The sequence below is a fragment of the Curtobacterium sp. BRB10 genome (genome assembly GCF_031844325.1).
GTDB lineage: Bacteria > Actinomycetota > Actinomycetes > Actinomycetales > Microbacteriaceae > Curtobacterium > Curtobacterium poinsettiae_A.
Genome location: NZ_JAUZVA010000008.1, coordinates 94,126 through 116,402, shown reverse-complemented (window position 1 = coordinate 116,402; position 22,277 = coordinate 94,126). Strand labels below are relative to the sequence as shown.

Annotated in this window: 20 protein-coding genes; 10 read left to right on the top strand and 10 right to left on the bottom strand. The window is 70.9% G+C overall.

Annotation, left to right across the window (positions count from 1 at the left end):
- The first annotated feature begins 71 nt into the window (after nt 1–71).
- Nucleotides 72–893, top strand: coding sequence for an aldo/keto reductase (locus tag Q9R26_RS16595; protein WP_311227940.1), 822 nt, complete (start codon nt 72–74; stop codon nt 891–893).
- A gap of 108 nt (nt 894–1,001) precedes the next feature.
- On the opposite strand, the gene Q9R26_RS16590 is transcribed toward Q9R26_RS16595, so the two are convergent.
- The 3 genes from Q9R26_RS16590 to Q9R26_RS16580 form a co-directional block, all read right to left on the bottom strand.
- Nucleotides 1,002–1,400 (bottom strand): DUF4265 domain-containing protein, encoded by a 399-nt coding sequence (locus tag Q9R26_RS16590; protein WP_311227939.1) that lies wholly within the window; start codon nt 1,398–1,400, stop codon nt 1,002–1,004.
- Between the two features lie 95 nt (nt 1,401–1,495).
- Nucleotides 1,496–2,083, bottom strand: coding sequence for a HEAT repeat domain-containing protein (locus Q9R26_RS16585; RefSeq protein WP_311227938.1), 588 nt, complete (start codon nt 2,081–2,083; stop codon nt 1,496–1,498).
- Between the two features lie 43 nt (nt 2,084–2,126).
- Nucleotides 2,127–2,498 (bottom strand): hypothetical protein, encoded by a 372-nt coding sequence (locus tag Q9R26_RS16580; protein ID WP_311227937.1) that lies wholly within the window; start codon nt 2,496–2,498, stop codon nt 2,127–2,129.
- Nucleotides 2,499–2,680: 182 nt separating this feature from the next.
- On the opposite strand from Q9R26_RS16580, the gene msrA reads away from it, so the two are divergent.
- Together msrA and Q9R26_RS16570 are read left to right on the top strand one after the other, a co-directional pair.
- On the top strand, nt 2,681–3,202 hold the full coding sequence (msrA, locus tag Q9R26_RS16575) for a peptide-methionine (S)-S-oxide reductase MsrA (RefSeq protein ID WP_311227936.1): 522 nt from the start codon (nt 2,681–2,683) through the stop codon (nt 3,200–3,202).
- 241 nt (nt 3,203–3,443) lie between these two features.
- A complete protein-coding gene (locus tag Q9R26_RS16570) occupies nt 3,444–4,349 on the top strand; it encodes an Ltp family lipoprotein (RefSeq protein ID WP_311227935.1) in 906 nt (301 codons plus the stop codon).
- 18 nt (nt 4,350–4,367) lie between these two features.
- On the opposite strand, the gene Q9R26_RS16565 is transcribed toward Q9R26_RS16570, so the two are convergent.
- On the bottom strand, nt 4,368–4,727 hold the full coding sequence (locus tag Q9R26_RS16565; protein ID WP_311227934.1) for a UBP-type zinc finger domain-containing protein: 360 nt from the start codon (nt 4,725–4,727) through the stop codon (nt 4,368–4,370).
- 177 nt (nt 4,728–4,904) lie between these two features.
- Here Q9R26_RS16565 and ppk2 point away from each other — a divergent pair, with 177 nt between their 5' ends.
- Nucleotides 4,905–5,813 (top strand): polyphosphate kinase 2, encoded by a 909-nt coding sequence (gene ppk2, locus Q9R26_RS16560; RefSeq protein WP_311227933.1) that lies wholly within the window; start codon nt 4,905–4,907, stop codon nt 5,811–5,813.
- Here ppk2 and Q9R26_RS16555 read toward each other — a convergent pair.
- From Q9R26_RS16555 to Q9R26_RS16530, 6 genes are all read right to left on the bottom strand, one after another.
- The gene (locus Q9R26_RS16555; protein ID WP_311227932.1) at nt 5,773–7,086 is read right to left on the bottom strand and encodes an MFS transporter; all 1,314 of its coding nucleotides are present in this window, start codon (nt 7,084–7,086) and stop codon (nt 5,773–5,775) included. The genes ppk2 and Q9R26_RS16555 overlap by 41 nt on opposite strands.
- Before the next feature lie 66 nt (nt 7,087–7,152).
- On the bottom strand, nt 7,153–7,770 hold the full coding sequence (locus tag Q9R26_RS16550; RefSeq protein WP_311227931.1) for an isochorismatase family cysteine hydrolase: 618 nt from the start codon (nt 7,768–7,770) through the stop codon (nt 7,153–7,155).
- Between the two features lie 35 nt (nt 7,771–7,805).
- Nucleotides 7,806–8,804, bottom strand: coding sequence for an ABC transporter permease (locus tag Q9R26_RS16545; RefSeq protein WP_311227930.1), 999 nt, complete (start codon nt 8,802–8,804; stop codon nt 7,806–7,808).
- A 79-nt stretch (nt 8,805–8,883) separates the two neighbouring features.
- A complete protein-coding gene (locus Q9R26_RS16540; RefSeq protein ID WP_259578417.1) occupies nt 8,884–9,750 on the bottom strand; it encodes an ABC transporter permease in 867 nt (288 codons plus the stop codon).
- Nucleotides 9,747–11,414 carry an ABC transporter ATP-binding protein gene (locus Q9R26_RS16535; RefSeq protein WP_311227929.1) on the bottom strand — a complete coding sequence of 556 codons (1,668 nt, stop codon included), beginning with the start codon at nt 11,412–11,414 and terminating at the stop codon, nt 9,747–9,749. The genes Q9R26_RS16540 and Q9R26_RS16535 overlap by 4 nt, the downstream gene beginning before the upstream one ends.
- A 68-nt stretch (nt 11,415–11,482) precedes the next feature.
- The gene (locus Q9R26_RS16530) at nt 11,483–13,072 is read right to left on the bottom strand and encodes an ABC transporter substrate-binding protein (RefSeq protein WP_311227928.1); all 1,590 of its coding nucleotides are present in this window, start codon (nt 13,070–13,072) and stop codon (nt 11,483–11,485) included.
- 137 nt (nt 13,073–13,209) lie between these two features.
- Here Q9R26_RS16530 and Q9R26_RS16525 point away from each other — a divergent pair, with 137 nt between their 5' ends.
- From Q9R26_RS16525 to uca, 6 genes are all read left to right on the top strand, one after another.
- Nucleotides 13,210–14,466, top strand: coding sequence for an amidohydrolase family protein (locus tag Q9R26_RS16525; RefSeq protein ID WP_311227927.1), 1,257 nt, complete (start codon nt 13,210–13,212; stop codon nt 14,464–14,466).
- Nucleotides 14,463–15,233 (top strand): TetR/AcrR family transcriptional regulator, encoded by a 771-nt coding sequence (locus Q9R26_RS16520; protein WP_262139809.1) that lies wholly within the window; start codon nt 14,463–14,465, stop codon nt 15,231–15,233. The genes Q9R26_RS16525 and Q9R26_RS16520 overlap by 4 nt, the downstream gene beginning before the upstream one ends.
- Before the next feature lie 176 nt (nt 15,234–15,409).
- On the top strand, nt 15,410–17,002 hold the full coding sequence (locus Q9R26_RS16515) for an APC family permease (RefSeq protein ID WP_209132737.1): 1,593 nt from the start codon (nt 15,410–15,412) through the stop codon (nt 17,000–17,002).
- Between the two features lie 15 nt (nt 17,003–17,017).
- A complete protein-coding gene (locus Q9R26_RS16510) occupies nt 17,018–17,857 on the top strand; it encodes an urea amidolyase associated protein UAAP1 (RefSeq protein WP_311227926.1) in 840 nt (279 codons plus the stop codon).
- Complete coding sequence (locus tag Q9R26_RS16505) at nt 17,857–18,561, top strand: urea amidolyase associated protein UAAP2 (protein ID WP_311227925.1); 705 nt, start codon at nt 17,857–17,859, stop codon at nt 18,559–18,561. Before Q9R26_RS16510 ends, Q9R26_RS16505 begins: the two co-directional genes overlap by 1 nt.
- Nucleotides 18,558–22,277, top strand: a complete 3,720-nt coding sequence (gene uca / locus Q9R26_RS16500; protein ID WP_311227924.1) for an urea carboxylase — start codon at nt 18,558–18,560, stop codon at nt 22,275–22,277. Before Q9R26_RS16505 ends, uca begins: the two co-directional genes overlap by 4 nt.

Sequence of the window (22,277 nt, the reverse complement as noted above, 5' to 3'; positions counted from 1 at the left end):
GTTCGAGGTGGGCGCCATGCAACCCGGCAGCCCCTCGGAACGCTGTGCGGTTGCGGCGTACTGTCCGCTGCATGCCCGCACTCATCGACACGTTCACCCTGTCCAACGGTCTGCACATCCCGAAGATCGGCTTCGGCACCTGGCAGATCCCGTCCGGCTCCGACGCGTACGACGCCACGAAGACCGCCCTCGACCTCGGCTACCGCCACATCGACACCGCCCTGGCGTACGGCAACGAAGCCAGCGTCGGCGAGGCCGTCCGCGACAGCGGCATCCCCCGCGACGAACTCTTCATCACCACCAAGCTGCCGGCCGAGATCAAGACGGCGTCCGGCGCCCGCGACGCCTTCGAGGAGTCGAGCCGCAACCTCGACCTCGGACACGTCGACCTGTACCTGATCCACGCGCCGTGGCCCTGGAGTGACATGGGCTCCGACCACCGCGACGGCAACGTCGAGGTCTGGAAGGTCTTCGAGGAGCTCTACGACGCCGGCCGCACCAAGAGCATCGGCGTCTCGAACTTCGCCGTCACAGACCTCGAAGACCTGCTCGGCCGCACCGACGTCGTCCCGCACGCCAACCAGATCCGCTGGTTCATCGGCAACACCCAGGACGAGACGACCGCCTTCGACCGCGAGCACGACATCCTGACCGAGGGCTACTCCCCGCTCGCCACCGGAGGCCTGCTCGAGAACCAGCAGATCGCCGAGATCGCGGCGAAGTACGACAAGACCGTCGCCCAGGTCGCGATCCGGTACCTGCTCGAGAAGGACGTCCTGCCGCTGCCGAAGTCCACCACCCCGTCGCGCATCGCCGAGAACGCCGACGTCGACTTCGTGCTGGCCGCCGAGGACGTGGCCGCGCTCGACGCGCTCGAGGACACTGCGAGCTGACGTCGGCCCCACCCCGGACCGGAGGCGCGGTGCCAGCTGGCACCGCGCCTCCCGTCCGGCGTCCTGCACCGATTCAAGGGCTCGCCAGCCCGTGGCGCGCCCGCCCGCTCAGCGCTCTGCGCTGTCGTACTCGATGAGTCCGTCGTCTTCCAGCCGCTGCAACCGGTCCGCGAACTGGTCGGCGGCCGCATCCCCTCGGATCGCTACTCCTGTGATCGAGCCCCACGTCTCGACGGCTCCGCCGAATTCGTGGATGACATCGTGAGCGATGCGGAAGGCGCGTGCATCACGAGGGCTGATCCTGAAGACCCACGACTGTCCCCGTTCGACACGACCTCCGTACTCAAGCTGTCCGGTCGAAGTGTTCTCGACCGTGTCGATGATGTCTCCGAGATGGACGTCCTTCGCGAACAAGGGGACGCAGCTGACGACGTTGCGGCCGTCGTCGAGGACGATGATCGTCAGGTCTTCGTAGCGGATCGGGTCCCACGACGGATCAAGCTCCACACGGACGACCTTCTAGGCTCCGAGCACTGGGTTGTCGTGCGTGACGACGGTGTCATCCGGCATTCCTACGGTTCCTTTCGCAAGCGCGGCGCGCTTCATCCGATCTTCCGCAGCCCGAGCGCAGCCTTCTTCCGCACCCACGGGCGATCGTCGGTCAACTTCTCCTCCAGGGCCTCGCGCGCTCGCGGGTTCGGCCGCTTGCTCAGTGCGAAGACCGCGTGCCCGCTGATGTCGTGGTCGTCCATGAGTTGCAGGAGGACGTCGACCGCTTCGGGCCGCTTCGACTTCCCCAGCGCGAGGGCCACCATCTGACGAGCACGGCCGTACTGCGGATCGAGCGCGAGCGCTGCCACGTCGTCGAAGTACGTGTCCACGTACGCGGTCTCGATCGAGTTCCCCACCGCCCAGCGCGTGCCCGCTTCGTCAGTGAAGTTCCGGAACGCCTCGACCAGCGCGGGCATGGCTGTGCCCTTTGCCGACGGGTTCGTCAGCGTGTGAGCGACTGCCCGCTGCATCATCGGCGTCCGCGCCTTCCGCAGCCATTCGAGCAGCGTCGGCACCGCGTCCTTGTACCGGATACCCGACTGAGCGAAGGCGGACAGGCTCCGGAAGTCATACTCCAGCGCTCGGAGGTCGGCCAGGATCGCCGACTGCTCGGCAGTTTCTTCTGGTGTGAGCGGCATCAAGACCTCGGGAGGGTGGAGCGGTGATTTCGGTTCACGACTGTCATCGGATCGACAGATCGATCGCGACGACACCGAGCACGAAGATCAGGACGATGACCACGAGGCCGATCGTGGGTATCAACACCTGTCGCCGCACCGTGGGAGCACCAGACGCCCCGATGACCCACGTCGTGATCGCGACGATGAACGCGACCAGCGGCACGAGGATCTGTGCGGTCTCCCCGACGGCGTACGAACACCGCATCGTCTCGTCGGAGCCACACGGGGTGTACTGCAGCTGCGCGGCGAGCATCCCCGGCAGCGAGCCGATCGCCGCGAACACCTCGAGGAACACGAGGAAACAGAACGCGAGTCCGAGCAGCCACCAACCAGGTGGACGGCGCTGGACTTCGTCGATGGATGACCGCTTCATGTGAGGCTGACCGTACCGCAGGGGTGACACGGAGCACGGACTCGTAGGGTCGAGTCGTACCGACCGCACACCCGGGTGGGTCCGTGCCCCACAGCGGACCTGACGACGGGAACAGATCGTCCCTGTTGCCGGTTGCACCACACGGTGTCGCAGCCAGTGACACGAGAGCCCAGGAGGCCACCATGACCACCACCGAGACCGCCATCCTCGCCGGCGGATGCTTCTGGGGAGCGCAGCAGCTCCTCCGTCGTCGCCCCGGCATCGTCAGCACCCGCGTCGGCTACTCCGGCGGCGAGGTGCCGAACGCGACGTACCGCAACCACGGCGACCACGCCGAGTCGGTCGAGATCGTCTTCGACCCGTCCCAGATCTCGTACCGGGACCTGCTGGAGTTCTTCTTCCAGATCCACGACCCGTCGACGAAGGACCGCCAGGGCAACGACATCGGTCGCAGCTACCGTTCGGCGATCTTCTTCACGACCGACGAGCAGCGCCAGGTCGCACTCGACACCATCGCGGACGTCGACGCGTCGGGCATCTGGCCCGGCAAGGTCGTCACCGAGGTCACCGCGGCCGGCCCGTTCTGGGAGGCCGAGGACGAGCACCAGGACTACCTCGAGAAGAACCCGCACGGCTACACCTGCCACTTCGTGCGTCCGGGTTGGAAGCTCCCGCACCGCGACGAGGCAACCGCGGCCGTCTGACCTGACGAACGACTGAGAGGCACGGAGCCAGCTGGCTCCGTGCCTCTTCCTCTTGCCCTGTCCACCGAACGCGAGCGGCGAACGCGGCGTGGTCCCCCAGTTCTGGGTGGTCGCCGAACCACATCACTGCGGGTTCGCGCAAGGTTCCGAGCTGACTCGATCTCTGCGGTGCAACTGGGTCCGGACCGGTTGTAACGTTTGCTCGCCTTTGCTGATCCTCAGAACTTCCGGAGAACCCGACATGCCCGAGACCACCCCCACCGAGCAGCCTCCTGCTTACGTTCCCGCGGCTCCCGAGCCGCGTCCGGCACGAGCTGGCCTCGGCACCGCAGCGGTCGTCCTCGGGGTTCTCGGCATCCTCTTCGCAGTGATCCCGCCGACCAACGGGTTCGGCATCTTCCTCGGCGTCGTCGCATTGGTGCTCGGCATCATCGGCATCCGTCGCAAGGGGCGCCGTGCCGTCGCGGGGACCGTCGTCGGCGCTGTCGCAGTGATCCTCGGCGGCATGCTGGCGGGCGTCTACAGCGGCGCCTCCGACGACTCCGCAACCCCTGACGCGCCTGCCGCCACCGAGGTCGCCGCTGCCAGCCCGGCCGCTGCGGCCGAAGAGTCGAAGAAGGCGGAGAAGCCGAAGACCCCCAAGAAGGCGGCCGCCGAGAAGCCCGCGGAGGCATCCGGCACCGTCGGACAGCTCCAGGCGGCTGCGGCTGCGAAGAGCTACCTCGACTCCGGCATGGGCTTCTCCGCCGCCAGCCTGCTCCAGCAGCTGACCTCGAGCGCGGGCAACGGGTTCGCCCAGGCGGACGCGCAGTGGGCCATCGACCACTCCGGTGCCGACTGGAACGCGCAGGCACTCGCCGCAGCCAAGGGGTACCTCGACTCGGGCATGGGCTTCTCCGAGGCCAGCCTGAACGGTCAGCTGACGTCGAGCGCCGGCAACCAGTTCACCCCCGAGCAGGCGCAGTACGCCGTCGCGAAGGCCGGGGCCGACTGGAACGCACAGGCGGTCGCCGCCGCGGAGGGCTACATGTCCTCAGGCATGGGCTTCTCGCGCGCGAGCCTCATCGCACAGCTCACGTCGTCCGCAGGGAACCAGTTCACCCAGCCGCAGGCCGAGTACGCGGCCACGCAGGTCGGGCTGAACTGACCTGACGACCGCCGCGGATCAGCGTGATCCGCCGAGCAGTTCCAACCAGTCCCCGGGAAGGCGATCCGCCGGCCCGGGGACTGCCTGCGTCACGGGGTGGCTGGTGGGGGCTGCGAGCTCGAGCCCCTCGAAGCGGGTGTCGTCGCGGTAGTCCCACGCCCAGGTCTCGCCGGGCTCGTAGCTCTGGATGACCGCGTGCCCGGTCTCCTCCCAGTGCCGCGTCGCGTGCGTGTTGAGGGAGTCGTCGCAGCAGCCGACGTGGCCGCACGCCGCGCAGCGGCGCAGGTGCACCCACCACGCGCCGGTCGCGTCGCACTCGACGCACCCGTCTCCGCTCGGTGCGATCTCGGGGTGGATCATCTCGGCCTGGTCCGTCATGGAGCCATCATGCCTGTGCAGGGCCACATGCGGTCGGGAGGCACGAGGCGGGCCCGCACCGCGCCTCCAGGCCGTCGTCGGGTCGCGTCCAGGGCGAGGCGTGGGGCGGTCGTGCGGGTGGCCGGGCCAGGATGGCCCTGGGGCCGACAGCCGATCGGCTCGCCGAGGGAGGACACCGTGGACACAGCGCCGTACTCGCAGCCGTTGCGGGAGTACATCGAACAGCTGCGGACCGAGGGGTACAGCGTCGCGGACGGTCAGACGGCCGACCCGGAGCTGATCGACCCGCACGGCAACCCGGTGCTCACCTGGCAGGACGACTACCCGTACTCGGAGCGCCTGCCGCGGGACGAGTACGAGTACGAGAAGTACCTGCTGCAGATCGAGCTGCTGAAGTGCCAGTACTGGCTCGAGGACACCGGACAGAAGGTCGTCGTGCTCTTCGAGGGGCGTGACGCCGCGGGCAAGGGCGGCACGATCAAGCGGTTCACGGAGCACCTCAACCCCCGGACCTCGCGGGTCGTCGCGCTGAGCAAGCCCACCGAGCGCGAGCGCGGTGAGTGGTACTTCCAGCGGTACGTGCAGCACCTGCCGGCCGCGGGTGAGATGGTCCTGTTCGACCGCTCCTGGTACAACCGGGCCGGCGTCGAACGGGTGATGGGCTTCTGCAACGACGACGAGTACGAGTCGTTCATGACCCAGGTGCCGCAGTTCGAGCGGATGCTCGTCGACTCCGGCATCCACCTGACGAAGTTCTGGTTCTCGGTGACCCGTCGCGAGCAGCGGACCCGGTTCGCCATGCGCCAGCTCGACCCCGTGCGGCGGTGGAAGCTGTCCGACATCGACCTGCTGTCACTCGACCGGTGGGAGGACTACACCGAGGCGAAGACGGCGATGTTCACCCGGACGAGCAAGCGCTACGCGCCGTGGACGATCGTGCGGTCGAACGACAAGAAGCGCGCGCGGCTCAACGCGATGCGGTACTTCCTGACGCAGTTCGACTACCCGGACAAGGCCGCCGACGTCATCGGGAAGCCGGACCCGCTCATCGTCCGCCGCGGCAAGCGGGACGTGGACGTCGAGTGATCCCCCGACCGCGGAGAGTTGCTCGTCGCTGCCCCACGATGACGACGACGGTGAGTGCGACGCTCACCGTCATCGCCGCCCCTGACCAGGCGCCGAGCTCCGCGGTCCGGCCGCCGTCGACGAGCAGCCCGCCGATCCCCGAGCCGGCAGCCGTACCGAGGGCGATGACCGCCGAGTTGAGGGCGACGACCACCTGGGCGAAGCGCCCGGACATCGTGAGGAGCAGCGTCTGCAGGGGCGAGTTGGCCGCCCATGCGCAGAAGCCCCACACCGCGAAGACCGCACCGGCACCGACGGCGTTCCCACCTGCCCAGGTCAGCACAGCGAGCGACAGCCCGGCTCCCAGGAGCGCCGCGCACAGGACGATCGCGGCCCCGAACCGATCGGAGAGGCGACCGCCGACGACGTTGCCGACCACCCCGGCGAGCCCGTAGCTGACGAGGATGCCACTCAGCGTCGGCCCGGCCGCTCCGGCGAGGACGTCGAGGAGCGGAGCCGCGTAGGTCTGGACGATGAAGGCGGCCAGGGTCTCGGTCATCGAGACCGCCAGGACCACCGCGACCCACCCGAACGCAGCCGTGCCGCCCCCGGGCCTCCGGAGCGCGTCCGTCCGGCGTTCGTCCGGTCCGAGAACGGGCGTCGTGGCACCCGACACAGCGACACCCGTCAGGAGTCCACCGGTCGGCGCGTCGCGTTGCACCATCGGAAGACCGCTCGGCCGGGCGACCAGGAGTGCGATCGCCACAGCCGCCAGGACGGCGGTGACCCCGATCCCGACGTACACGGCACGGAACCCGACCGCAGGTCCGAGCAGCGCGCCGATGGGTGCTGCGACGACGGAGGCGGTCGTGAGTCCACCGAAGACCGTGGCGACCGCCCGGCCACGCCGCTCCGGCGAGACTGCCTGCGACGCGAGCACCGTCGCCGTCGGTGTGAACCCTCCAGCGGCCACTGCCGCGAGCCCCCGCGCCACGACCGCTGCGCTGTACGAGTCGACGAGCGCCATCGCGACGCTCGCGAGACCGAAGGCGGTGAGCGAGCACAGCATGAGCCGCCGACGCGGGATGCGGTGCCCGAACAACGCCACCGCCGGCGCGGCGACCGCGTACACGACGCTGTAGACCGCGACGAGCAGCCCGACCTCCGCGAGGCCCACGTCGAGGTCCACGGCCATCGAGGGCAGGAGGCCGGCGACGACACCGCCGCCCGACCCGATCGCGAACGTCCCGATCGCGAGCGGCCAGAGCGGCGTACCCGCCGACTCCGGCCGCACGGGGGCATGCTCCGGATCAGCCCGCACGGGGTGCCGTGCCGTGTGCGATCCGGTCCGTACCGTCGGTCACCGAACCGGCTCGAGCGTGTCGGCCTCGACGTCGTCCAGCCAGGCGGTCACATCGGCCGTCGTGACGAGCGCGTCGCGCTGGAGGTACTGCATGGCCGCCAGCGCGTTGTCGTGCGCTTGCTGTGTCGATCCGCCGACGCCGTCGGTCACGACGCGGAACCGGTAGTCGTGCTGGTGGGCATCGACGGCCGTGTAGTGCACACAGACGTCGGTGAGACCGCCGACCAGCACCACGGTCTCGGCCTTGTACGCCTTCAGCACGATCTCGAGCTCGGTCCCGAAGAAGGCCGAGTACCGGCGCTTCTTGATCAGGAACTCCTCCGGCCGCGGATCGATGTGCTCGGCGAGCTCCGTCTCCGGCCACCCCTCGACACAGTGCGGCCCCTCCGTCCCGTCCAGCTCGCGGCCGATGTCGACGAGCGAGGGCTTGTGCACCTCCTGGATGAAGACCACGGGCAGGTCGTTCTCGCGGAAGCGTCGGATGATCTCGGTCACGCGCGGCACTCGGTCCGCTCGGCCCTCCATGGAAGGGATCTCGGTCCGGTTGGCATCCTTCGGCACGTTCCCTCCCTGGATGTCGACGACGATGAGCACGGTGTTGCCGGTGACGTTCACGGTGGTTCCTCTCGTGGTGGTTTCAGCCGACGGGCTCAGGCGAGCGCCAGGCGGCGGTCGACGACGACCTGCAGCAGGTCGACGACGGTGTTCAGGACGACGAACGAGACGCCGAGCAGCAGCGCGACGCCCGCGATGCCCGGGAAGTCGCTCGACTGGACCGAACGGTCCAGGTAGCTCCCGAGTCCGGGCCAACCGACGATCTTCTCGACGACGACCAGTCCACCGAGGAGCATCCCGGCCTGCAGTCCGATCATCGACAGCGTCGGACCGAGGGCGTTCCGGAGCGCGTGCCGGAGGAGGACGGCGCTCTCGCGCATCCCCGCGGAACGAGCGGTGCGCGCGTGGTCGGCGACGAGGTTCGTCCGCAGGCCGTCCACCAGCACCCGACCGATCGCGACCGCGGGCGACACCGCAGCGCAGGCTGCGGGGAGGAGGAGGTGCCAGACGGCGTCACCGGCGACGTCGACCCGCCCGGCGAGGACCGCGTCGACGACGAGCAACCCCGTGGGTCCGGGAGAGGACTCCGTGAACGAGGAGCGGCCGTTGGCGGGGACGAGTCCGAGCTTCCCGTAGAGGAACAGGAGGCCGACGGATGCGAGCAGGAAGGTCGGGGCCGCCGCACCCGACAGCAGGACGATCCTGACGACACCGGCACCGCGCCAACGGATGACCGTCAGGAACGCGAACGCTGCACCGAGCAGGAGGGCGAGGGCGAGGGTCCACATCGCGAGTTCGAGCGTCGCGGGGAAGGCGGTCGCGATCCCCTCCGCGACCGGTGTCCGTGTGCGGAGGGAGTTCTGCAGGTCGCCGTGGAGGAGCCCCCCGAGGTAGGCGAGGTACCGGATCGGAGCAGGCTGGTCGAGCCCGAGCGACGCCCTGGCACGGTCGACCGCTCCGGCGGAGGCGTTCGCGCCGACGTACGCACGCGCGGGGTCGACGCCGCTGAGCTCCTGCAAGGAGAACAACACGATGGTGAGGGCGACCAGGACGCCCAGCATGGAGCCGGTACGGCGGAGCACGAAGGCGGTCATGCGGATGTTCCTTGCTCGGGTCCGCTGCAGCGGACGACGGTGGTCGGGATGCAGGCCGGGAGGCGCGTGGTGCTCCGGGTCATCGGCTCACCAGGTCTCGGACACCGTCCCCGGCGAGGTTCGCCAGGAACGAGACGACCGCCACGGCGAGCCCCGGCACCACCGGGATCCACCAGTACTCCAGCAGGTACTGGGCGCCCTGCGCCGCCATGGCACCGAGTTCCGGTGCGGGAGCGGGCGAACTGAGACCCAGGAAGGAGAGTGCGGAGAGCGCGACGATGAGCCCGCCGATGTCGAGGCTCGCGGTGACCACGATGGTCGAGGTCACGCCGGGCAGGAGATGCCGTGTGGTCCTGCGCCACCATCCGATCCCACCGATGACGGCGGCTTCGAGGTGCGGGCGGGCAGCCCACGCGCGGATCTCTCCTCGCACGAGCCGCGCGTACATCGGCCACCAGACGACCGCGATGCCGAGCAGTGCGCTCCAGTACCCCCGGCCGAGCGCGGCCGCGACGGCGAGGGCGATGACGAGTCCGGGCATCGCGAGGAACAGGTCGGTGAAGCGCATGAGCAGGTTGTCGGCCCATCGCCCGAGTGAACCGGCGAGCAGCCCGACCACGGTGCCGAACACGACCCCGCTGGCGATCACGATGAACGCGGCGACGAGGCTCGCGCGCAGGCCGTGGAGCACCCGCGAGAGCATGTCGTAGCCGAGCGCGTCGGTGCCGAGCAGGTGCCCCGCCGAGCCCGGGGGGAGGAACGCTGTCCCGGACCGCAGCACCGGGCTGTAGGGGGCGATCACGGGAGCGAGGAGCGCGACGACCACGACGACGCCCAGCGCGCTGATGGCCACGAGGTCGACGGTGCGTCCGCGCCGTCGGATGGCGGTGACGCGCTGCCAGCGTCGGTCGGTCGGTCGCAACGACGCGGTGGTGGTGACGGTCACGGGCGGTCCTTCCCGGTCCGGGCGAGCGAGAGTCGATCGCCGGGGATCGCCGCGAGGAGTGCAGCGGTGTAGGCGTGCCGTGGGGCGGCGCACAGGTCATCAGCGTCGCCGGTCTCGACGATCCGCCCCTGTCGCATCACAGCGATGCGGTCCGAGACGATCCGCGCGGCGGCGAGGTCGTGGGTGACGAAGAGCATGGTCATCCCGAGCTCGCGTCGGATCCGCCCGAGCAGGTTCAGCACGGTGGAGGCGAGCGAAGCGTCGAGGGCGCTCGTCGGCTCGTCGCACAGGAGCACCGACGGCGGCACGATGACGGCTCGGGCGATCGCGACCCGTTGCCGTTGCCCGCCGGAGAGCGCAGTGGCGCGGACCCGGGCGATGTCCTGCGGGAGCCCCACCCGGTCGAGCACCTCGTGTACCGCCTCCGCGACCGCACCAGCGGCGACCCCGCGCCGCGCCGCGCGGACGCGTTCGGCGAGCATCTCGCCGACCGACAACCACGGCGTGAGCGAGGCCCCGGCGTCCTGGAAGACCATCTGCGGACGCCCGGAACCGAACACGGACACCGTCCCAGCGCTGGCGGTGTCCAGCCCCGCGATGATCCGCATGGTCGTGGACTTGCCGCAGCCGCTCTCCCCGACCAGCGCCAGGGACTCACCAGCCCGAACGGTGAGGTCGACGCCGCGGACGGCTTCGACCGACCGCCGGCGCCACACCGGTCCGCTGCGGAAGGTCCGTTCCACACCGCGGAGTTCCACGGCGGTGTCGCCCAGCACGACCTGCGGCCAGATCGCGGGCAGGTCGTCCACCCGGTCCGCGTCGTGCGCGGACGGCACCGGTCGGTCCCGAGGGGTGCCCAGGTCGATGCGGGAGGCCAGCAGCCCCCGGGTGTAGGGGTGCTGAGGCTTCTCGAGGACCATCGCCGTAGGCCCGCTCTCCACGATCTCGCCTCGGTACATCACCGCAACGCGGTCGCAGAGTTCGGCCGCGACGCCGAGATCGTGGGTGACGAAGACGACCGAGCACCCGCGTTCGGCACGGAGACGGCGCAGGAGCGCGAGGATCTGGGCCTGCACGGTGACGTCGAGTGCGGTGGTCGGTTCGTCGGCGATGATGAGTGAGGGGTTCCTCGCGAGCGCCAGCGCGATCATGACCCGTTGGCGGAGACCGCCGGACAGGTTGTGCGGGTACGCCCCGAGCCGCTCGGCCGGGTCGGGGATGCCCACGTCGGTGAGCAGCTCCAGCACGTGGGCACGATTGCGGGCGACCTCGGCGAGCGCGGCGCCGATCGTCATGGTGGGGTCGAGCGAGGTCATCGGGTCCTGGAACACGGCACCGATGTGCTCCTTGCGGACCACACGGTCGTGCTCGGCGGTGGTTCCGACGATGTCCTCGCCGGCGATCCGGACCGTGCCGCTCACCACCGGGCGAGCAGCCGCAGGGAGCAACGCCATCAGGGTGAGGCCGAGGACGGTCTTCCCCGAACCGGACTCGCCGACGAGCCCGAGTACCTCGCCCGGCGCGACCTCGAGGTCGACACCCCGGAGCGCTTCGACGGGCGCTCCGTCACGGTGCAGGACGACGCGGAGGTCGGCGACGCGGACGACCGGGTCGGGTGGATCGGCTGGTGTCGTGCTCTGCGCGGACGCTGCTGTGCTGGTCACGATGACCCCTTCCGGATCGGCTGCTGGTCGGTGTTGTGACGAGGGGCCGGATCGAGGCCCCTCGTCCGTCAGTCCCGGTCCAGCGCGGCGAAGTGCAGGACGTTGTACTCCAGGACGTTCTGCGCGTCGTCGACCCCACGGACGTCGTCGCGGACGACCGTGGTGCTGTTCAGCGAGCCGGTCGAGAGCCAGTACCCGGAGTCGTTGACCGCAGCAGCGATCGCCGCGTAGGCGTCGTCGTCACCCGAGGCCACCGCATCGTCGAGGGCATCCGTCAGTCCGGGGACCTCGGCGCCGAAGAGGTCGAGGCCGCCCTTCGGGGTGTAGAGGATCCGAGCCCACGCGTCGACGTGCCCGGCGTCGGGGAAGACCGACATCACGAAGAGGTCGGGAGCGGCCTCGAGGTCGTCCGTCATCGTGTAGGCGGACCCGGAGGCGTACGAGACCGACTCGGCCGTGAGGCCGACGTCACCGAACTCGGCGACGAGCTCGTCCGCGAACGCCTTGCCGTCGCCGCTCGAGCCCGCGTACCCGACCCGGATGGTCCGGCCCTCGGTCGTACCGCTGTCGGCCAGGGCTGCGAGCGCGGACGGATCGTGCGTGACGCCCTGCTCGCTGATCGACGCGTCGGTCATGCCCGCGGGGAACAGCTCGGAGGTCGGTTCCTCGAGGTCCCCCATCGAGGCGTCGATCACCGATTCCGTGTCGATCGCGCTGAAGAGCCGGTGACGGTCGTCCACGGTGGGGAACGCCTTCGACGCCGGGTTCACGAACAGGGTCTGGGTCGTGAAGTTCGGGAACGTGGACGCGGCGAGGCCCTCGGTCTCCGACATGCGCTGGTAGGCGGTCTTCGAGGTGACGTTGAGCACCGCGTCGACCTCGCCGCGCTCGAGTTCGAGTTGCACCGACGAAGCGTTCTCCGCGATCCGGTACGTCACGTCCGGGATCGCCGGCGCGTCTCCCCAGTAGTCGTCGTAGGCGCGCATCCCGTAGGACGACCCGGTGTCGACCTCCGAGAGCTCGTACGGCCCGGTACCGGCGTCGTGGGTGGTCAGGTACTCCTGTGCGTGGTCCTTCCCGCCGTGTTCGTCGAGGACCGTCGGGCTGATCATCTTCACGCCGAACGGCGAGGCGAGGTAGTCGAGGAACGCCGTGTTCTTCGCCTTGAGGTGCACCGCGACGCGGTGGTCACCGTCGGGTTCCACCGATGCGACGTCAGCGACCATGTACGCGGGGCCACCGTCGACGGCGGTGCGGCGCTCGAACGAGTCGACGACCGCTTCCGCGGTGAACGGCGTGCCGTCGTGGAAGGTGACGTCGGGACGCAGGGTGAAGTCGTAGGTCAGCCCGTCGTCGGACACCGACCACTTCGTCGCGAGCTCCGGCACGATCTCCGCGGTGTCGGCGCCGTCGCGGTAGGCCACGAGGCCCTCGTAGGTGTTCTCGATGATGTTGAGACCCGGGCCGTCGTAGTTGGTGTCCGGGTCCGGCGGCGTCGAGTACGACCCGAGGTAGACGGCGGTGAAGGTGTCCGTCGAGTCGAAGGACCCTGCAGCGGAACCGGTCGTCGAGCAGGCGCTGACCGTGAGCGCGATGCTCGCCAGGAGCGCGGCGACGGTGAGTGGACGGGTGACGGTGCGCGGGGTGCAAAGGGCCATCGGACAGACCTCTCGGGTCGGGTGCGGGGCGGAACCTGTCAGTGATCGAAAATAGGTCCCGACCGTTTCCGACACGTGTCGCCGTGTTTCCGCGAGATGAATTCTGTCAGCGACAGGTATTGGTGCAGGATGGGAGCATGACGCCGCCCTCGATCCACCCGCCCCTGCTCGTCCGTGACGTCCGGCTCGTGGACGGGACCGGCGGCCCGGCTCGCGACCACGTCGACGTCGAGGTCGCCGGCGACCGGATCGTCGGGGTGACCCCCACCGGTTCGACGAGCATCGCGGCCACTGCGGGAGCCGACCGACTCCGGATCGTCGACGGACGCGGACGCACACTGCTGCCCGGTTTCGTCGACTGCCACGTCCACCTGACGACCAGCCCGACGACGACGACGCTCGACGCCATCACGGAGCCGGAGAGTGCGAAGACGCTCCGAGCGGTCCCCCACCTCGCCGCCACGCTCCGTGCAGGCGTCACGACGGTGCGCGACCTCGCCGGCGCGGACGCCGGCTTCCGCGACGCGGTCGAGCACGGCGTCGTCAGCGGACCGCGCCTCCTCGTGGCGATCCGCATCCTGAGCGTCACCGGCGGCCACGGTGACTCCCGCACCATCGGCGGCCTCCCGCTGGACGACGGCCCCGGGGCCGGAGCCGTCGGCGACGGACCGGATGCGTTCCTGCGGCTGACGCGAGAGGTCGTGCGAGAAGGTGCCGACTGGGTCAAGGTGGCCGCCACCGGCGGTGTGGGCAGCCCGAGGAGCCACCCGGAGGGCGGCGGCCTGAGCGAAGCAGAGATGCGGACCGTCGTGCAGGAGGTCGATCGGCACGGGCTCGCCGGCGTGGCCGCACACGCCATCGGGGCGCGCGGCGTCGAGGCCGCGGCGCGCGCCGGCGTCCGGAGCGTCGAGCACGGCTACCTCAGTGACGATCGGGCGATCGAGGCGATGCTCGAGCACGGGACCGTTCTCGTCCCGACACTGTCGACCCTCCTCCGGACGCTCTCGGCCGACGCGCCGCCGTGGGCCGCCCGGAAACGCGCCAGACTCGCTGCCGAGGGGGCCGAACGGATCGCCGCAGCGGTCGCCGCCGGGGTGCCGGTCGCGATGGGCACCGACGCGGGCATCGTCTCGCACGGGACGAACCTCGCCGAGCTGGCGCGACTCGTCGACGTCGGACTCTCGCCGGAGCTGGCCATCGCCGCCGGGACGTCGGTCGCCGCGGACCTCTGCGGTGTCGGCGACGACGTCGGCACCGTGACCGCCGGCAAACGCGCCGACCTCGTGCTCGTCGACGGCGACCCGCTCACGGACCTCACCGTCCTGACGACACCCGGTAGCATCTCGCTCGTCGTCCAGGCCGGGGCGATCGTGGGAGGGGCCGACGACGCATGACCGATCGATCCGACGGACCGACCCAGGCGCCCGACCGCCCACGCGCACCCCGCGGCCGCCCCCGGGCCACCGGCGAGCGGCGAGCAGGCAGGACGACCCGTGCGGAGATCCTGGACGCCGCTGCGGAGCTCTTCGCCACGCAGGGGTACCTGGAGACGACGACCCGCCAGATCGCTGATCGGGTGGGCATCAAGCAGGCCTCGCTGTACTACCACTTCGCCGAGAAGCACGACATCGTGCTCGAGCTCCTCGCGCGCTCGACCTCGCCCGCGGTCGCCTTCGCGGACTGGCTCGACCACCAGGAGATCGACCCGGTCACCCGGCTCGCCGCCCTCTCGTCGTTCGACACGTCGGTGGTGCTGTCGACGCCGGACGACATCGTCGCCGTCTTCCGGATGCCGGGGGTCGCACGGGCGCTCCGCGACGACGATGCCGGAGCCGCCTCGCTGCGGGATCGCTACCAGCGCCTCGCAGCCGAGGTGCTGGCCCACCTCGGCTCGACGAGGACGCCGTCCGAGCAGGACGACGTCGACCTCGTGTTCGGGCTCGTCGAGTCCGTCGTCTCGCAGCGGTACTGGGGGCGTCCCGAGGAACGCGAGGCGTACGCGACGGCGGTCACCCGCGGTTGCCTCCGACTCCTGCGGGTGCCCGAGGACGCGATCGGGCGCAGCGTGTCGGCAGCCGCGGAGATCGTGGCTCGGTACGGCGGCGACACCGCGCCGGGCCCCTTCCCGGTGGCGGGACAGCACGCCCCCGCCACCGCCTGAGGCCCGCAGGTGGTCCTCGGCAGGCCGCCACAGCCGGCCGCCGACTCGGAACGTTTACACGCCGGGGCCTGCCGTCACGCACTCGAAACAGACGGGCAACGGCGCCGACACAGGGCCGCACGACACTTGTCGCACTACCTGTCACCCGACAGGTACTCCGCGAAAGGTCTGCAGTCATGCGTTCTCCGCAAGCACCGCTCCACGCACCGCGCGCCACGTCCGACGTCGACACCCAGGGGCTCGCCCGCCTCGGCTACGAGCAGGAACTCCACCGCGGGGTCGGCTCGTTCTCCTCCTTCGCGGCGGGCTTCTCCTTCGTCTCGATCCTCACCACGGTCTTCCAGCTGTTCGGACTCGGCTTCGGGCTGGGCGGTGCTGCGTTCTTCTGGGCGTGGCCGCTCGTCTTCGGTGGCCAGCTGCTCGTCGCGCTGAACTTCGCGCAGCTCGCGGCCCGCTGGCCCATCTCCGGCGCGATCTTCCAGTGGTCGAGCCGTCTGGCCGGAGCCCGGTTCGGGTGGTTCACCGGCTGGACGATGATCATCGGCCAGATCCTCACCGTCGCGGTGGCGGCCATCGCCGTGCAGGCCGTGCTCCCCGCGATCTGGGACGGGTTCCAGGTCGTCGGCGGTCCGGGTGCGGACCCGTCCGTCGCGTCGCCGACCGGTGCCGCGAACGCGGTGGTCCTCGGTCTGGTGATGCTCGCCGTGACGACGATCGTGAACATCACGAGCGTCCGGCTGATGGCCCGCGTGACGAGCTTCGGCGTGCTCATCGAGATCGTCGGCGTCGTCGTGCTCATCGGCGCCCTGTTCCTGCTGCCGCACCGCAGCGCCTCCGTGGTGTTCACGACCGCCGGCTCGACGAGCACCGAGCCGTACGTGTGGGCGTTCCTGGCATCCTCGCTGATGGCCGCGTACGTGATGGTCGGATTCGACTCGGCCGGTGAGCTCGCCGAGGAGACCCACAACCCGCGCCGGACCACCCCGAAGACGATCGTCCGGGCGCTCACGGTCTCCGGCCTCGGTGGTGGGCTGCTCATCATCGGCGCCCTCGTCGCCGCCCCGAGCCTGACCGACGGCAAGCTCGCCACGCAGGGGCTCGCCTGGGTGATCACCTCGACCCTCGGCGACGTCTTCGGCCGGCTCCTGCTCTGCACCGTCGCCGTCGCGGTCTTCGCCTGCACCCTCGCCGTGCAGACCGCCGGAGCCCGGATGGTCTACTCGATGGCCCGCGAGAAGGCGCTGCCCTTCCACCGCACCCTGGCCCGCGTCTCGCCCCGTACCGGCACCCCGATCGCCGCGTCGATCGTCGTCGGGGTCGGCGCCGGGCTGGCCCTCGCCGTCAACATCGGGCAGTCCGCGATCTTCACCGCGCTGTCGAGCCTGTGCATCGCGATGCTCTACCTGGCCTACCTCGGGGTCACCGGGCCGCTGCTGGTCCAGCGGATCAAGCTCCGGCGCACGGGGCTGCCGACTGGGGTGGACGAGGACGGCAAGCCGCTGTTCACCCTCGGTCGCTGGGGCATCCCGCTCAACGCCCTGGCCGTGGCGTTCCAGGTCGGCATGGCGATCAACCTCATCTGGCCCCGGCCGGAGATCTACGACCTGACCGGCACCTCGTGGTGGCTGCAGTACAGCGCCCTGCTGTTCATCGGCGGCGTACTGCTCGTCGGCTGGGCGTGGTCGAGCTGGCGTCACCGCACGCACGGGCCGATCACCCTGGCCGAGGTGCCGACCACGGCCGCCACCCCCGTGCCCGCAGAAGCCTGATCCGGAAGGAACCCCATGCGCGACCTCCACCAGACCGACAGCGTGCTCGCCTCCCGGTCCGACGCACGCGCCCAGGCCGGCTCGCAGTCCGAGTACATGCCGTACCTGCCGGCGTCGTCGTCACCGTTCGCCCCCGAGGGCGTCGACCCCGCGCAGCTCGTCTGGGCCGAGACGGTGGCGCCGGGCGGGTACACGCACAAGGTGCTGGCCCGCGGGTCACGGCTGCGGTTCGACGACCCGACGGGTCAGGCCTGCGCCAACGTCCTGGTGTTCAACGCGCTCGAACCGTGGGAGCGGCTCAACGTCGCCGACACCCAGAAGATCCCGTGGCAGGCGTACCTGGGCCAGGGTTCGCCGCTGCTGAGCGGGGACGGCAGGGCACTCGCGACCGTCCTCGAGGACACCTCACGGCACCACGACGCGTTCTGCGGCACCTCGACCGACGCCTGGAACGAGCGGAAGTACGGCGACGCAGCACCCGAGGGGCGCACCCCGAGCGGTCGGTCGCTGTTCGCGAAGGCCGCCGCGAAGCACGGGCTCACCAAGCGGGACCTGCCGCCGAGCATCTCGTTCTTCCAGGGCGTGCGGATCGACGCCGACGGGGCGATGACCTTCACCGGTTCGGCCGGCGCGGGCACCCACGTCACGCTCGTCGCCGAGCTGCCGCTGCTCGTGCTGGTCGCCAACGTCGCGCACCCGATCGACCCGCGCCCGGACTACCTGGTCGGACCGCTGCGGGTGCACGCCTGGCGCGGGGCCCCGACGACCGCGGCCGACGAGCGGTTCACCGCAACGCCGGAGCTCACGCGCGCCTACCTGAACTCGATCGACCACGCGGAAGCCCGAGGCCTGTGATGACCGACACGACGACCCACTCCACCACCTCCACCGTCCCGGTCGGAGCCGTCCACGACCCGGACGTCGCCCTCGACTGGAGCGAGTCCCTGGTGCCGGGCACCGTGGTCCGCGACGACCGGGTGGCCCCGCTCGCACCGTGGTCCGCCGTGGTCCGCGCCGGCGAGGTGCTCACCATCGTCGACGTCGGCGGCAACCAGAGCGCCGACTGCCTGCTCTACGACGCCCACGACCCCGACGAGCGGTACAGCGTGCCGGACACCCTCGCCGCACAGGGCAACGCGTACGTCCGGACCGGCACCGTCCTGATGTCGAACGAGGGCCACCCGCTGATGACCGTCGTCGCGAACGAGATCGACCGGCAGGACACCATCGGCGGCGCGTGCTCGAAGGAGTCGAACACCCTGCGGTACGGGCACCACACCCAGTACCAGCACGGCTGCCGCGAGAACTTCCTCGCCGAGGCCGGCCGCCACGGACTCGGTGCCCGCGACATCGTCTCGAACCTCAACTGGTTCATGAACGTCCCGGTCGAGGCCGACGGCGCGCTCGGCATCGTCGACGGCATGAGCGCCCCCGGCAAGCGGGTCGCGATCCGGGCCGAGCGGGACGTGCTCGTCATCGTCTCGAACTGCCCGCAGATGAACAACCCCTGCAACGACTTCTCCTGCACACCGCTGCGCATGATCGTGGTCCAGCCGTGACCGCCGCGCCCGACCCCACCGGGACCGCCACCGTGAACCAGACCCCTGCCCTCCGCACCGACACCGTCCTCGTCGCGAACCGCGGTGAGATCGCCCGTCGCATCATCCGCTCCGCGAAGGCGCTCGGCATGCGCACCGTCGCCGTGTACTCGGACGCCGACCGCGCGGCACCCCACGTCCGCGAGGCCGACGTCGCCGTCCGGCTCGGTCCCGCACCCGCGCGCGACTCGTACCTGCGCATCGACGCGGTGGTGCAGGCCGCGAAGGACACCGGCGCCGGACTCGTGCACCCCGGCTACGGGTTCCTGTCCGAGAACACCGACTTCGCCCGGGCCTGCGAGGACGCCGGCATCCGGTTCGTCGGGCCCACCGCCGACCAGATCGTCCGGTTCGGCGCAAAGCACACCGCCCGCGAGCTGGCCGCCGCCGCCGGGGTCCCGATGCTCGCCGGCACCGGGCTGCTCGCCAGCGTCGACGACGCCGTGGCCGAGGCCGAGCGCATCGGGCTGCCCGTCATGCTCAAGGCCACCGGGGGTGGCGGCGGGATCGGCATGCAGGCGTGTTCCACCCTCGACGAGGTCCGCGAGGCGTACACGAGCGTCACCCGCACGGCCACCGCGGCCTTCGGGTCGGCCGGCATCTTCCTCGAGCGGCTCGTGCGGCCGGCACGGCACGTCGAGGTCCAGCTCTTCGGCGACGGCGAGGGCCGCGTCGCGGTGATCGGCGACCGCGACTGCTCCCTGCAGCGCCGCAACCAGAAGGTCATCGAGGAAGCCCCGGCACCGGCGCTCCCCGAGCACGTCCGCGCCGAGCTGCACGCGTCGGCCCGCCGCCTCGCCGAGAGCGTCGGGTACCGCAGCGCCGGCACCGTCGAGTTCGTCTACGACCCGGTGCGCGAAGAGGCGTCGTTCCTCGAGGTGAACACCCGCCTGCAGGTCGAGCACCCGGTCACCGAGGAAGTGTTCGGCGTCGACCTCGTCGAACTCATGCTCCGCCTGGCCCGCGACGGCGCGGTCGGCATCGACCCCGACGTGTTCGACCGCACCTGGACCCCGAACGGCTACGCCGTCGAGGCCCGCGTCTACGCCGAGGACCCGGCGAAGGGCTCGCTGCCCTCCAGCGGCCTCGTCACCCAGGCCGTGTTCCCGAGCGCGACCACGGCATCCGGCGAGCGCACCGGCATCCGCGTCGACGGCTGGGTCGAGACGGGCTCCGAGGTGTCCGCCTTCTACGACCCGATGCTCGCCAAGGTGATCGCCACCGGGGAGACCCGCGACGACGCCCTCGACCTGCTGCGCGACGGGCTCGCGGCCACCCGCATCGACGGCATCGTCACGAACGCCGGGCTGCTCCGTGCGCTGACCGACGACCTCGAGCTCCGTACCGCCACGCACTCCACCTCGACGCTCGACGCGACCGAGGACCCGGACCCGCGCATCGACGTCGTCGCGCCGGGCACCATGACGATGATCCAGGACCTGCCCGGCCGGGTCGGGTACTGGCAGGTGGGCGTCCCGCCGAGCGGCCCGTTCGACGCGGCGTCCTTCGCCGAGGCGAACCGCGCCGTGGGCAACCCGGACGGCGCCCCCGCACTCGAGGTCACCGCCACGGGCCCGACGCTCCGGTTCTCGGCCGCCGCGGTGGTCGCGATCACGGGCGCGCCGGCGCCGGTCACCCTCGACGGCGAACCCGTGCCGCTGTGGGAGCCGGTCGAGGTCGGCGCCGGCCAGACCCTGGCGATCGGCACGGCCCCCGGTCCGGGCCTCCGCACCTACCTGACGGTCCGGGGTGGTTTCGACGTGCCGACCTACCTCGGCTCGACCGCGACCTTCACACTCGGTGGCTTCGGCGGCCACGCCGGCCGGGCCCTGCTCGCCGGCGACGTCCTGCGCCCCGGCTCCCCGGACTCGGACGCCCCGCACCCGGCGTTCCCGTCCGGCACCCGCCTGGGCCTGGTGGGCGGTCCGACCCCGGCCGGCCGCCGCACCGCGCTGACCGACGCGTGGGAGATCGCCGTCACCGAGGGGCCGCACGCGGCGCCGGACTTCTTCACCCGCGCCGACCTCGACGTCTTCTACGCCACCGACTACGCCGTGCACCACAACTCGGCGCGCACCGGCATCCGGCTCATCGGGCCGCGGCCGGAGTGGGCGCGGACCGACGGCGGCGAGGCCGGTCTGCACCCGTCGAACATCCACGACACCCCGTACGCGGTCGGTGCGATCGACTTCACCGGGGACACCCCGATCATCCTCGGACCGGACGGGCCGTCGCTCGGCGGGTTCGTCTGCCCCGCCGTGGTCGCCAGCGGCGACCTGTGGAAGCTGGGCCAGCTCCGACCGGGTGACACGGTCCGGTTCGTCCCCGTCCGCGAAGCCGACGCCGCCGCGCTCGACGCACACCGGGCCTCCAGGACGGTGCCACGCACCGGGAGTGACGGCAGCACCGGAGGCGACGGCGATGACGGCGTGATCGCCCGCCTGGACGCGACCGACGTGCGGCCGAGCGTCGCGTACCGACGCGACGGCGACGACAACGTGCTCGTCGAGTACGGCGACATGACCCTCGACATCGCCCTGCGGATGCGCGTGCACGCGCTCATGACGGAGCTGCAGGAGCACACGCCCAAGGGGATCCTCGACATCACGCCGGGCATCCGCTCCCTGCAGGTCCACACCGACGCGTCCGTGCTCAAGGCGCGCGACGTGGCAGGGCTGCTCCGCGAGCTCGAGGACGAGATCCCGCCGACCGACCAGCTCGTCGTGCCGTCGCGCACCGTCAAGCTGCCGCTGTCGTGGGACGACCCGGCCACCCGGCTGGCGATCGAGCGGTACATGAACGGCGTGCGGAACGACGCCCCGTGGACGCCGTGGAACATCGAGTTCATCCGTCGCATCAACGGGCTCGAGAGCGTCGACGACGTCTTCCGCACCGTGTTCGACGCGAGCTACCTGGTGCTCGGCCTCGGCGACGTGTACCTCGGCGCCCCGGTCGCGACCCCACTCGACCCCCGGCACCGGCTGGTCACGACGAAGTACAACCCGGCCCGCACCTGGACCGCCGAGAACTCCGTCGGCATCGGCGGCGCGTACCTGTGCATCTACGGGATGGAGGGTCCGGGCGGCTACCAGTTCGTCGGCCGCACCGTGCAGATCTGGAACCGGTTCCGCCGCGGCGGGCTGTTCCAGGAGAACCCGTGGGCGCTGCGGTTCTTCGACCGGATCGAGTGGTACCCGGTCGGTGCCGACGAGCTGCTCGAGCTGCGCGCCGAGACGGACGCCGGACGGGGCTCGTTCGAGACCGTCGAGGGCGAGTTCTCGATCGCGTCGTACAACCGGTTCCTCGCCGACAACGCCGGGTCCATCGCGGACTTCCGGACGCAGCAGGCGCAGGCGTTCGGCGAGGAGAAGGAGCGGTGGCGGGCATCGGGCGAGTTCGACGTCCGTGACGAGCCGGCCGCCGTGGTGGCCGACGCCGTGACCGTGCCGGAGGGGTCGACCGCCGTGTACGCCCCCTTCACCTCGACCGTGTGGCAGGTGGACGTCCGACCGGGCGACCGGGTGGACGAAGGACAGAAGCTGCTGGCCGTGGAGGCGATGAAGATGGAGTCGATGGTGCACGCACCGGTGCCGGGCCACGTGCTCGAGGTGTACATCAAGCCGGGCGACCAGGTCGCGCCGGGCCAGGTCCTCGCCGCGATCGGAGCGGCGGCGTGA